The 13,270-nt window shown below is 52.5% G+C and carries 8 protein-coding genes; 2 read left to right on the plus strand and 6 right to left on the minus strand.

Annotation, left to right across the window (positions count from 1 at the left end; all coding sequences use genetic code 11):
• Positions 1-121 precede the first annotated feature (121 nt).
• Together KPG66_RS13315 and KPG66_RS13320 are read left to right on the plus strand one after the other, a co-directional pair.
• Positions 122-733 carry a hypothetical protein gene (locus KPG66_RS13315; RefSeq protein ID WP_237071137.1) on the plus strand — a complete coding sequence of 204 codons (612 nt, stop codon included), beginning with the start codon at positions 122-124 and terminating at the stop codon, positions 731-733.
• A 115-nt stretch (positions 734-848) separates the two neighbouring features.
• Complete coding sequence (locus KPG66_RS13320) at positions 849-1,550, plus strand: hypothetical protein (RefSeq protein WP_237071138.1); 702 nt, start codon at positions 849-851, stop codon at positions 1,548-1,550.
• 57 nt (positions 1,551-1,607) lie between these two features.
• Here KPG66_RS13320 and KPG66_RS13325 read toward each other — a convergent pair whose 3' ends face one another.
• From KPG66_RS13325 to KPG66_RS13350, 6 genes are all read right to left on the minus strand, one after another.
• A complete protein-coding gene (locus KPG66_RS13325; protein ID WP_237071139.1) occupies positions 1,608-3,959 on the minus strand; it encodes a contractile injection system tape measure protein in 2,352 nt (783 codons plus the stop codon).
• Positions 3,960-3,972: 13 nt separating this feature from the next.
• Positions 3,973-5,712, minus strand: a complete 1,740-nt coding sequence (locus KPG66_RS13330) for a class I SAM-dependent methyltransferase (RefSeq protein ID WP_237071140.1) — start codon at positions 5,710-5,712, stop codon at positions 3,973-3,975.
• 90 nt (positions 5,713-5,802) lie between these two features.
• Positions 5,803-7,578, minus strand: a complete 1,776-nt coding sequence (locus KPG66_RS13335; RefSeq protein WP_237071141.1) for a hypothetical protein — start codon at positions 7,576-7,578, stop codon at positions 5,803-5,805.
• Between the two features lie 179 nt (positions 7,579-7,757).
• Complete coding sequence (locus tag KPG66_RS13340) at positions 7,758-8,627, minus strand: hypothetical protein (protein ID WP_237071142.1); 870 nt, start codon at positions 8,625-8,627, stop codon at positions 7,758-7,760.
• On the minus strand, positions 8,624-10,309 hold the full coding sequence (locus KPG66_RS13345) for a hypothetical protein (protein WP_237071143.1): 1,686 nt from the start codon (positions 10,307-10,309) through the stop codon (positions 8,624-8,626). Before KPG66_RS13345 ends, KPG66_RS13340 begins: the two co-directional genes overlap by 4 nt.
• A gap of 52 nt (positions 10,310-10,361) precedes the next feature.
• Entirely contained in the window at positions 10,362-13,268 is a 2,907-nt protein-coding gene (locus KPG66_RS13350; protein WP_237071144.1) for a hypothetical protein, read from the minus strand.
• Between the last annotated feature and the right edge of the window lie 2 nt (positions 13,269-13,270).

Here is a 13,270-nt window from a genome sequence, read left to right on the forward strand (position 1 = left end):
CATACCTTTTCGTTATGACACGCTGCCTGGGAACCAACCGAAGGCAAACAAAAATATCGTCTACCTTTGGCAAACGAATGGGGAAGAGATCCCTTTCCATGAAGATCCGCAGCGAAAATCGATGCTCATCGATTCTAATCGGGCCGATAACTTCACCAACTTCGACGAGCTCTCGCTGGCTAAAGACTCGTATTTGATGGCCTACGCGGTAGCGAATAACGTGAACGCCGTTGTGACCACGCTACTCATCAAGGGTGTAGGGGACGGCCGATTCGACGTATCCCTCCCAGAAGATAAGCTGGCGTTCTCGGTGACCCAGATCGGCTCGACATCGTTATGTTACCAATTTTGCGTGCCGAGAGGAATGAGTCCGAAGGACGATGGCGATTGGGTCGGACTGTGGGAGGGCTCTACGGTGTCGGAACTCTACTACAAAAAACCCCTATTCTCCTCACCGGTGTTAAGCGACATCAACAGCGGGTACGGTGGACTGACGCTGCCTGAAGGCCAAAACCTCATGAGCGGCATCGAATACATCCTCGGTTACTTCAAGAGCGGGTATAAGGAAGATAAGAAAGTCGATAAAGAAGGGAGCAGTAAGGAAGGAGATAAGAAGAACGAACAAGCAGTGGGAGAGAAAGAAGAAGATAAGAAGAACAATCAAGAAGGGGGCGGTAAGGAAGGCCCCTTGCAAACCACGCTCGCCGCCATTACCATCTTTACCGGTCCATAAACGCCGGGCGGTACCCGGGCGGATAAAGCCCCAGCGGGCGCCCGCGCCTGAGTCCAGCTGCGCCAGGTCAGTCAAACGTATGCGGTCCTTTTGCTCAAACTAAGAGGGAAAAATGATGGACGAGCCCTCCTCCCAAGCAACTTCGATCACTCAGTTCACTGTCGAAGCGGAGGACATCAAGCCGAGAATCATCCCCTTTCGCTATGACACACTGCCGGGGAACCAGCCGAAGACGAACAAAAATACCGTCTATCTCTGGCAAACGAAAGGAGAGGACGTTCTCGTCAAAATCACGCCTTTCAGATCGCAGTCCATCAGTCGCAACGAACCTAACGCCTCGACCAACTTCACGGGGCTTTCGTTGAGTAAAGAGCCGTACTTAATGGCCTATGCGGTGGATGATAACGTCAAGGCCATTGTCGCCACGCTGCTCATCGAAGGTGTGGGCGACGGTCGATTCTCGGTATCTTTTCCTACGGATAGCCTATCGTTTTCGGTAACTCAGATTGGCCCGGCATCGTTATCGTACCGGCTCTGCGTACCGAGAGGGATGAATCCGAAGGACGACAACGATTGGGTCGGACTGTGGGAGGGCTCTACGGTGTCTGAGCTTTACTACAAAAGACCTCGATGCTTTTCGCCGGTGCCAATCCACACCAACAAGGGGAACGGTGTGTTCACCCTCCCTGAAGGTCAAAACGTCGAGAATGGCATCGAATATACGCTCGGCTACTTCAAAAGCGGGTATGACGAGCAAAATCCCTTGCAAACCACGCTCGCCGCCAGTACCACCTTTAAGTGGGAAGGGGGCGGATAGTCCGTGGTGCTTACCACGCTCATCTTCCGCAAGACGAGTGTGGTAAGCACTGACTCTTCATCTGCGCCACTCCACACATAACAAATCGTTACACCATGGCAACCACACCTGCTCGAGTGGCCACGGAATCGTGTGTAACAGCACGTCAGCCGCATGCGGTTCAACCTGCAGCGTCCAGCGCTCATTGGGCTGACGCGTCAGCATGCCGGGACGTTGCAGGAACAATTGCCGCACGTCAGTCACACCACAGCGATGCAACCCCGGCAGGCGAGATGGCAACGCCGCGAGCCAGCCGTTCAGTTGCGCCCTCACCGTTGGGTCAGGCTGCCAATCGGGTAACATAGCGTCCAGTGCCACACCGCACAGTAGTTTATTAACCGGTGTACGCCATTCGGCAACCGTGTCATCGCCCCAAGCCAGTTCATCAAGCCAACCCGCAGCAATCAACGGTGCGCTGGCATCGATAAATTGATTGACATCATCGAGTAGCGCAAGCGTGCGAAATAAGCCTGGCAACATCGGCCACAGCAGCACGAGACCCGCGTTTAAGACGGCAAACTCGGACGGTATGAACGCGGCGTTCCGGTCACGGCTTCTGTTTGTACGATCGGGAGTATCCGGTAGCACGGGTGCATTTGGCCGAACGGTACGTTGTGCGGACACCGCCTCTGGAGCTGGCCGATTGGATCCTACGATAGCATCCAGTAAACGTGCGGCGGATGAAATGTCTTGCGCCGCACGGGCTAGGCTATCCGCTTTAGCCGGTTCGGAGTGCTGAGCCTCGTAGGCAGTCCAGATATCTTTTAGCGCCGGCATCGCACACAACTGCGCCAACCGGTGGCGCACTGCTGGGTGCAATACCGGGTTCACTTGTAACCACCGCTGCAGACGAGTTCGCGCGGTACGTATGGCCTTCTCGGTGATCTGCATTGCGGAAGATGTCGGCATTGCCGGATGTGACTGAAAAGACTCCAACGCAGCCCACAGCAATGCATCATCAGTATCCGCCGCCAGTTTATTGCGTTCAAGCGCACGAAACACGCCCGGCAACAGCGGCCAGAGCAGCCCAAAACCAGCGCTGAAACCAGCGGGCTCGCTCGGCATGATCGCGGGGTTTATCCGATAGGGTATATCCGGTGCGCGCACGGATGCATCTGGCCAGATGGCATCTTGCTGCGCGGGTACCGCCTCCGGAGCCGGCCGATTGGTCCTTGCAATAGCGTCCGGGACGTGTGCGGCGGACGGAATACTGTGTGCCATACGGGGCAGACTATCCAGCTTAGCCGGTTCGGGGTACTGAGTCTCATAGGCAGCCCAGATATCCTGTAGCGCCGGTATCGCACACAGCTGCGCCAACCGATGACGCACTGCTGGGCGCAATACCGGGTTCGCTTGCAGCCATTGTTGCAGACGGGTTCGCGCGGTACATATGGCCTTCTCGGTGGCCTGCATTGCGGAGGGTGTCGGCATCGCCGAGTGTGACTGAAAAGACTCCAACGCAGCCCACAGCAATGCATTATCAGTATCTGCCACCGGTTTATTGCGTTCAAGCGCACGAAACACGCCCGGCAACAACGGCCAGAGCAGCCCAAAACCAGCGCTGAAACCAGCGGGCTCGTTCGGCGCAATCGCGGGGTTTATCCGATAGGCCATATCCGGTGCGCGCATGGAGGCATCTGGCCAGAGGTTACCTTGCTGCACGGGCACCGCCTCCGGAGCCGGCCGATTGGACCCTGCAATAGCGTCCGGGGAGTATGTGGTGAGCGGAATGCCTTGTACCGCACGGGCCAGGCTATCCAGCTGAGCCGGTTTGGGGTGCTGAGCCTCATAGGCAGCCCAAATATCCTGTAGCGCCGGTATCGCACACAGCTGCGCCAACCGGCGACGCACTGCTGGGTGCAATACCGGGTTCGCTTTCAACCATTGTTGCAGCCGGGTTCGCACAGTGCGCATAGCGCTCTCGGTGAGCTGCGTCACAGGTGCTGCCGGCATCGCTGGATGTGCCTGAACATTCATCATCGTGGAAAGAGACGGTGCATCTGGCGCAGTCCCAACGCCCGTGTGCAGCCAGCGAATCCACGCCTGGAATCCATCATGCGGTGTCGTCGAATCCTCCTTGGCCCTGCCCTGCTCAGCACGTGCCAATTCCTCGATAAGCGCCTGCTCCACTCGCTGCAGCAAGCGCGTTCGCCATTGCTCTTTCCAGTCGGACGCATCCAACACACCCAGATCAATCACCAGCCGTTTGATGAGTCTGGGACGGGAGACTCGCTTCGCTAAACGATGGATGAGTTGATCGAGATCAGCAAGCACACGCTGGTGGAACAACTGGCTGCATTCACGCAGCAACGCGTGACCATCAAACTGCTCAGCCTTGAACGATAAGCGCAGTCGGTCAATCTTGGACACGGCTGCTCTCCAGTTAATTTTCTGGCGAACTGAACGAGACAATCGCTTCATTAATCGATTGCCCAGCTGTACTTGACGCCTCCCCTGATAAGGTCATCGCTCGCACCTGGCCGTGCTCGGCATCCTGCCAGTGGCCGCCTGGTTCGTCGTTTGCCTGTGCGACCAGCAATGCCGCCCGCGCATAATGCCGCAAACGTGCGATGAGCAGTTCACGCAGCGACACATCACCGTGCTCAGCAAACGTAAGCAGCCCTTCTTCCACAGCACCCGCCAGTGCCGTGAGTAGCGCAGCGATCGACATGTCCCCCGTCAAGCGGGGTAACAGAAGGATATCAATGGCTGTAAGCTGCACAGGCCGGTGAAGCAGGTTCGCCGTGGCCCGCGCGCCGGCTGCGGCATCGCTGCGCGCCAGTGCACTGGCACAGCAAAATGTCCTATCCAGTTTATCCTCCAGCGCCGCGCATTCCAGTGTGCTCGCAGATTGTGCGCACACCGGTTCCGTGCGCGCGATCGCGAGCCCGCCCACCACGAGGTAAAACAGCGCGTCACGTATCGCCGCTCGAACGGGCTCTGAAATGCCAGATCCCACCGCAGCCGCGCTCAATTCATCCAACGTACTCGAAGCCGGATACCGTAAGATAAGCGTCTTCAAAGCCGCCTGCACAATAGGATCGGACGTCCGGTATTGACCTTGAGGAGCATGCAACACCCAAGCGTCATTCTCCTGCTCGAACCGGTAAGACCCGCACAAAACGACGTGCAGCTTATCCATATGCGTAGCCCGCAATGTGCGCTCAATCGTCCGATGATCATGCACGAGCAAGCTTTCGCGAAACGGGCGACCCGAGACGAGATCACTCATCTGCTCGTTCGCAAGTAAGCGGTCGCCCGTCCACGCGCGGATCGCAGCTGCCCGCTCGGGAGCGCTCAACTCCGGCAGCATAGTGGTTAAGCGCGCCTCGCACAGGAACACCAGCCCTTTGGCTGCCTGCACGAATTCGCTGAATAAGCACGGTGCGTTGGTGGCAGCCAGATATTCATGCATCAAATACGGATCTGAGCGCTGCGCCAAATCGTCGATGATGGCACATACTGCCGAGCCATACATCGAATCAGACGATGCATGCGTTCGTAAAAAACTCAGCATTGCACGCAACTGCTCGAGCTGCTGGGCTGGCTCCGCGTCCGCTGAAATGTGCCACAATAACGCATCCCGAATCGCCTGCCGCTGCCGCCAACCCGGCAGCACGTTATAGCTAACGTACGCGATTCCGTCGGGTGCCAAATGCTGTTGACAAATTTGCATAATCGCCGCGCGTACCGCGGGCGGCACCCAGCTGTAGACACCGTGACAAATAATGTAATCGAATAGGCCCAATGTGCCAGGAAGCTCGAGCAAGTCGCGGCACTCGAGGTGCACATTGCGCAGACCCGAGTGAACAATGCGTTGTTGCCCATCCTCAATTTGGACCGGCGACAGATCGACACCAACGCACACCGACTCAGGAAATTCGGTGGCGAGCGGAATCAGATTTCCGCCAGCCGCGCAACCCAGCTCCAGAATCCGCGCGGTACGCACTGGTGGCGCGGTAAGTCCGAACAGTCCTGCCAGCGCAGCCAATGCGCCTGGGTGTGTCTGCTCGAACGGATATGAAGTGTACGGCAAGCGGTCATACGTCGAGACAAAGGGCGCAAGCGCTGTTGCGGCGGTGTCTTGAACGGCTTCATCAGTTTGTAGTTGAGTTTCTAACATAAGCCTCTCGAGAAGTGGGACAGTTTGCCATTCAGCCAGCTCATACGCCTCCCCTTTCAGGTGCGTGGCCCAATCATCGAACTGATGATGTCACACGATGACCGACCCTTTGAAAACCATCCCCAAAGGTGAGGCCTCGTCATTGGTTGCTTTGATTGCAACAAGATACTGTTCTTTTTTTTCCTCCAAGTTCTCGATTACTTTCATCGAGATGGACCGCGCGGAATAATCAAGCGTTTGCACTTTATCAATAAACTGAATAGCAGAATTCCCCCGTTTAATTCGATAAACTCCAATGGTATTTTCCTCTATCGCGGCGAAGTAATCTGCATTCTCACCGATGGCTAGCGCAGAATGAGGCAACTCACATTCGTGCTCTTTAGTCCAATTCTTTTCGCTTTCCTCTTTGAAGAAATATATTTTTTCTTTATCTCCCACCGCTGCAAATTTTCCATTTCCACTTAACGTTACACAAGTTGGAACAACAGAGGGGGGAAGACCATCATTAGAAGAAAAATCGTTACTTTTTTCGTATTCTTTCTTTACGTCACCATCACCTTCATCATCGCCACCACCATCATCAGCAGCAGCATCACTAAAATAATATACACTGACATCTTTTTTGTCGCCATCCAAAAAAATTACTCGACTCCCATCCGAACTAAAGCACAATGGCCCACGAAAACAAGTTTCTGGACAAGATTTCGGTTCAAGTTTAATTTTTTCATCCCTATAGCGTGTAGTACTGATATCTACACTGTAAAACACAGGTTCTTCTTCGCATACGCCAATACCAACCAATTTATTATCCAAAACAACAATCGAATTCCCCACAATTTCCCCAATATCCTTTCTTTCCTCCTGATCCAAAAACATTAACGAATTTTTTTTGCCATCCTCATCACGAGTCAAAACAGAAAACCAACCGCCATTCGAGCGATAATTATCGTAACGACTGCAAACGGCATCCGCCCATAAAAAATCTTTAACCTCAGGCCCAAGAGGAACACCATTTTCATCAAAAACAGAACGAAGTAAATTGTATATTTTTTTTAACGACTCCTTTCCGAGACCCTCAAAAACCTCTTTTGAAAATATATCGCTCCGCTTCAAACAAAGCCCTTTCGAAAGGTCTTCAAAATGACTCTCAGCATCGAGATTCAGACTTAATCCGCCATTAAATTTCACGCCCCTTATCTTATCAAGCTGGACACTCAATTTATTTTGATTATTTCCCTCATCCGGGATGACCAGCCCTTTTCCCTTAAGTATATCTAGCTGCAAGGTAGAATCGAGCTTGAATCCACTATTCTCCTTGCACTTCAACCCCAGTCCTTCTTTTTCATCCAAGACTAATGTGTCTTTGTCCTTGAGTTTTAGTTGGACTTTTTTAGTCTCACCACTTACACTAACCTTTGTCACCTCAATTCCACAGCCCGCCTGCAAAGCAAGCATCGTCACACCGCTTTTATTTTTTTTGCCCTTCAACTCGTCGCTAAAAATACATTTCAAACCTTTATCATCCGAGCCGATTCTGCGATCTTTGTCCACCTTGACAGCCACACTACCTGTCTTGCTGGTCATTGAACGTTTTTCATCCAGGTATACAGATAACTGATAGTTATCGTTGGGCAATTTATTCAAAAATAACCCATTCGCCGGCAACTCTGGCTTTCCCTCTGAATCGATACCAATGGCCTTAAAACATTTCGACAGTCCATCCAAAATGGCATCGAAGTGCTCCTGTCGTGGAACATGTTTGGCTTCAAAGCACGATTTCAGCCTTGGCAGCGACCATGGACCCTCTACAGCGGAGTCCTCTTCATTGACCTCTTTTTCCGCATCAGGGTTTTTATTCGATTCCATTACTCATCATTCGATCGAGTCCCGCTGATTCCACGTTTTGATACGAAGATTCTACTCCGTTATCTAAATTTAACGTTTTCATCAACTTTCATCGAATCGCCCTATTTTCCGTTAAGAATTGAAAGCAGTACTTTACTGCCTTTTCCGCTACGTGCAGCATTCTCGTTTATCCGGCCTTATCATGTATCGTCCTGCGCAGATTTGCATAAAAGCTGATAAATATCCTTTAGGATCAGGCGGCCTTCCGTATCCTTATCAAGCTTTCTAAATGTAGAAACATCACAAAGCAACGTGTCTTTTTTTACGCGCAGAGCGTTTTGGCCATTCTCTTCGACCTTCTCTATCACGTTATCTTCTTCTGGATTAAGCAGCAAATCGACAGCATTTTCACCATTAAATATCAAACCACTATCTTTTGCCAGATTGAGTTCGAGATTTTTATCTTGATCATTCCACTGCAATCCTTCACCCAGCACAACCTCAAGTGGCCCATTATCGATCTTGATGGCAGGCCCGCAATGGATCTGCACGCTGCCTCCGTTTGTGCTGTCAAACCTCAAACCTTTATCCTCTTGCAACTTCATCGCAAGAGTTTCTTTGCCCGTGCTCCTTATAATCTCCAGTCCTGGCCCCGTTTGGATCTGAAGCAAACCTTCTCCCTCCAACTCCGAACTGAAAACAAGCTGAAGCTTTCCATCATCAGAAACCTGTAACGCGCCGTCCGGGTTCGTTTTCAGTTTCAGTGCCTTTGACCCCTCTTGCTCGGCGCCTAGCTCAGTTGTCCGGCCATCACACTTGACGCTCAGCTTCAACGGACCGTCCGATTTTGTTGACGGCGGGGACAGCTGTAAACCCGCTCCCGGATTACGATCCACTGCCCCAACTGCTTGACAGGCTTCCTGTAACAGGTCCAATAGTTCAGAAAAATCAGCTTCAGTCGGGACCTGCCCCGCTTGAAAATATCTTTTCAGCTCTGCAATCCGGTCTCTCAGCGGGCTATTCCGCACGAGCGTATTCTGCAGCCCGCCGTTTTCATCGTCTGGACTCATGTCAACTCATCCTCCTCTTTTTCTTGACCTGCTCTCACTAAAATCCGCCATATTTCTTGACGCTGGGCGAGCGGCATTTTTTCAAACGTTTCAACCGAGACCAAAGCGCCCGGATCGAACGTCAATTGACCGCTGCCGTTCAGTCGCAGCGCGTTGCCTTCGACGGTATGCACATGGAGTCCGCTTTCATCGAGCGCCAACGCTGTGTCCTGAGCCAGCGCGACGTGCAGCCCGTCCTGGACATTCACACCGCCACCGCAAACCACTGCCAGCCCCCCGCGGGCCGTAAGCCCGCTAGCCACCGCCACCGTTAAACCCTGCGCCGTGGCTTGAAGACCACCCACAGGTTGATTCTTGCTTTGCCAATTGCTTGGCACCACTTTTTCGGCACCGCCCACCTTTTCGACCGTCACGCCGCGCCCCGTTTGCACAGCCAAGCAGCCTTGGCCATCATGGAGCACGGGGTGGCACTTCACATCGATCCCTTTGTCATCGGCCGCTAAGCATGTGCTGTCGTCAAGATGGACCGTGAGGCATGATTTTTGATCGATACTCAACCCGCTTTTCTTATCCAGATTCAGCGCAAGACGGTCTTGTTCCAATCGCAGTCCATCACCTGGTACGACTTTCGTTAGATCCTGCGTCATACCCAGCGCGTCAAACAACGCTTCGAGCACATTGAACCATGACACGTAATGTTCGGGACACGGTAACTTTTCCGTCTGAAAAGCCTCCTTGAGTTGCACAATGACCGATGCCAAATCACCCGTGACCACCTGAACTGGTTGCTCTGAAGCAGCTGGCACAAAATAAACTTTGGCCAGTTCAATTTTTTCCTGATCATTGAGGATGTCATTCAAGTGCACATCTTCAGACTGACTCAAAATACGCAGTTTACCGATCGCAGCGGGTTGAGCGGTCTCTTCTAAAAGCTTCCATATCTCTTGACGCTCGGCGAATGACATCTTTTCAAACGTGCTCACCGAGACTTTTGGATTAAGCGTCAATTGACCGTTCTCGTCAATCTGCAGCGCATTGCCTTTGCCTGTACACACACACAGACCATCGGCATCGAGCGCTAACGCTGTATCCTTAGTCAGCACGATCTGCAGCCCCTGTTCAGCGCTCATGCCTTTGCCGCACATCAACGCCAGCCCCTCTTCGATAGTAAGCCCGCTACCGGCTACCTCCACCCTTAAGCCGTCCTCCGTGGCCCCAATACCGCCCACGGCTTGGCTCACGCCTTGCGGCACCACTTTTTCGACACCATCGACCGTTTCGACTCTCACGCCGAACCCCGCTTGCACAGACAGGGGGCCTTTGCCATCATGAAGCACGGGGCGGCATTTAACATAGATACCGTTGTCATCGGCCGCTAAACATGTGTCACCGTCGAAATCGGCAAACAGATACGGCGCAGATGCGTTGATTTTCAACCCGCCCTTCGCCTCCACATTCAGCGCGAGACGGTCTTGTTCCAACCGCAGCCCCTCACCCGGCACAACTTTCGTCAGATCTTGCGCCATATCCAGCGCATCACACAATGCCTCGAGCACGTTGAACAAGAGGATGTAATCGCCTTCGCTCGGTTTTCTGCCGGTCCCGAAGCGCTTTTTCAAATCGGCAATTTTAACTTCCAAACGGGCGTCCAATATTCGGCGCATGGCTTCTTGCAGCGTCATAAGCTCCTCGCCGGTAATATCAGCAGCGTCGCGCTCAAATATCCCATGGTGTCTAGTACTGTTTATCCGTTAAAATATACATCACTTCATTTTTCTTAATGGCCTCTTCGTCTTGATATGTCCCATCAGGATTAAGATGCACATCTCCATCTGTTTTATAGAGAGAGACCGTGCCAATACCAGCCGGTTGATCCGGCAAGCGGCTCAGTGACAAGAGCTCTAGCAGCTGGTACGCCTCATTGCCAAACGGACAACCGCTATTTTGCCAACCATTGTATGCATGTCCAAAGGAACGGAACGCGCTACGGTTCAACCAGTGGACAGTCGATTGGATATGACACGGAACTTCATCCCGCACAACCTGCTCGACCCACTCAATAACGTCGCTGGATTCAGAAGACGGAGAAAACCACTCGTTCTCGCGATTCAATACGACGCCGATGCTAAACGAAAACTGGTCTGCCAGGGGTAACGAACGCTTGACGTAGCAGCGCCGAAGTGTTTTGCCGTCTCCGTTGGTTCCTGGCCACTGGGCGCCAGTCGCGCATTTTGCTACAAAGGTGCCCTGCGATATGTTCACCTGCTCGACAACCGCTTCGATTAAACCACCCGGAATGTTTGGATTAGATGGAATATTGATTGTGTCTCCGATCTGGATCGCTGTCGCGCTAGAGGCGATTTGACAACGCTTTCGATGATCATCTAATAAGCCAGATTGATCAGCGGTATAGACGAGTGGATAATCAACGCCCCACATCCATTCACTCAATGTCTCGCAAGACAGCTGCCACGCTTTATTGGATACACCATCCACAATGTATTCGGCATCGACATACAGCTGGTTATTGTGCTGCAGATCAAACGATAGCGTAATAGACCCTCCGTCAGCCTTTACATTCGAAACGACCGCCCAAGGATAAACACTAACGTCGGGCGGTGGAGGGCCGCCTGTCACAGTCATTTTAAAGAGTTGTCCAATTTCGGGAAGGTCTTCCCCCTCTCCAAAGCTCAGAGCTAGTGCTTTTTTCTCCGTTTCCTGTTCGTCTAAAAATTCAATGACTGCGTTAGACGCGGGTCCCAAATGAATGGATTTTCTGGGTTGCGTCGGTAACAACAGCCAATATTCGATTAAGTAGAACGGCAAATTGTTCAGCTTGTCGCCGCGAGTCAGGGCAAAGAGTTCCGCGCCGATGCCCAATCGAGCGGCAATTCGCTTCTGAAGATCGGAGATCTGGCCGATCTGGACATTGGCACGGTTGTAGGTCAGCGTACAAACATGTTCGAGGTAGCCTTGCTGAAGCTGAATAAATTCACAAAGCCGCGCCTTATCACGCAACACGCCTAGACCTTGCTGAACCCCAAAATACCCCAGAAGATAGTCGATAATCGCGAGTTCTTTGACCCCATCCTCCGAACGCTCGACCATACAATCGGTTAGGTCCTTTTTCCAGTGATCGAACAAGTCATTCAAGCGAGAATCCGGCAAATAGGGCCACTGATATCCCCATACATTCCCTGGCGAAGCTTGCTTCAAGGTGTACCGGTCGAATGCCAATAATTTGGCAACATTGGCCGCTTGCGCTATGCCATTTGCGATCCACTGCTCGAATGGCAAAAAGAATTGGTATTGGCGCTGCAAACGATTTTTTTCATCAACCCCTTGGGGCTTAATATCATCCTGCAAGCCGTAGCATGGCGGGATGCGGTTGCTCGCCGGTGCGTAAGTATCGCCACGCCAACGGCCAATCGGCACACCCGTCGGTGTGTCCGTGACGATGGAGGGCTGCGCATCTTGGATCGCTTGTTTGAGAGCTTCTGGGTCAATAGTTTGTAGTTCGCCTCGCTTAAATAAGCGGACTTTAGGTGACTCACCAGTTTTACCGGTTAACGAAGTACCGGTTAACGAAGCAATCGGATCGTCCCCCCAGGCGACCGGATAACATGCCGGGTCAATCACCATTGTCCAGGACGGTATATCGCCGATTTGCAGGTTCATCATCCTATCGACCCCGGCAAGCGCCAGTAATGACTGAGCAAGTCCACTAATATCGACGACACGGGACTGCGTGTAGTCAACGGGATCGGGAATTGAGGTGATCCAGCCGTTCTGTAATCGTGGACCATCGTAGACGGCCTCCGCTGAAATGCCTTGCTCGATGAGCTGCGGCGCCCCCGCGCGCATCGTCGGTGAACTGATGCAAGCATCGACTTGTTGATAAAGGGCGGCCATTGTCTTGACCGGATCCTGCCACTCATCATCGAGTTCGATATCGATTTGCACGTCCACATTTTGGGGCTCGAGCCAGATGATCCTGCGCACCTGCTCACACAGATTACGATTGTTTCGCAGACACGTTTGCAAGGCCTCCTTCGCTTCTCCTTTATCGATGCCGCGCTGCTTCGCCACATATAAGTGGTATCCGCCTAACAAACAGAATTGATTGGTCTCAAGTTGCGAATGATTGGAAGGCAGATTGAAATCGAATTGAAAACATCGATTGTTTTCATTGTACCGATAGCTATATATCTGTTTGAGATCAAAAGGCTCTCGTACCAACTGCGCATCCATAAAATAAAAGCCCTGCGATAGGGCTGCAGCCTGCGTTGCCTCATCCGAGCGCAAATCCAGAATCGCGCGCCGATAGTCGTTTTCCGTGACCGGTGAGCAGGTTAGCGCCCAATCTGGACCAAACGTCAATGGAAAAATTCGCTTCCGATTCTTTTCTTGACGCCGTTGCACATCATCGGGACTGAGCGTCAGCAAATCTTTGAGCGGATGCGTGTGCCGGTAGGCTAGATCGGCCACGTTATAGGTGAGCGCCTGCAAGAACGTTACACCTGGATCGTGCTCGCCAAACTCGGTCCATTGTTGACCGGCGAGCGTACGCAACGTATCCAATGCCGTGGCCCACAGGCTATCAAAGTGAATCGCGTCGTATTCCTGTTCAACGTCATCCATGC

Origin of the sequence: Mycetohabitans sp. B2, assembly GCF_021733735.1 — a bacterium.
In the GTDB taxonomy this organism is placed as follows: Bacteria; Pseudomonadota; Gammaproteobacteria; order Burkholderiales; family Burkholderiaceae; genus Mycetohabitans; species Mycetohabitans rhizoxinica.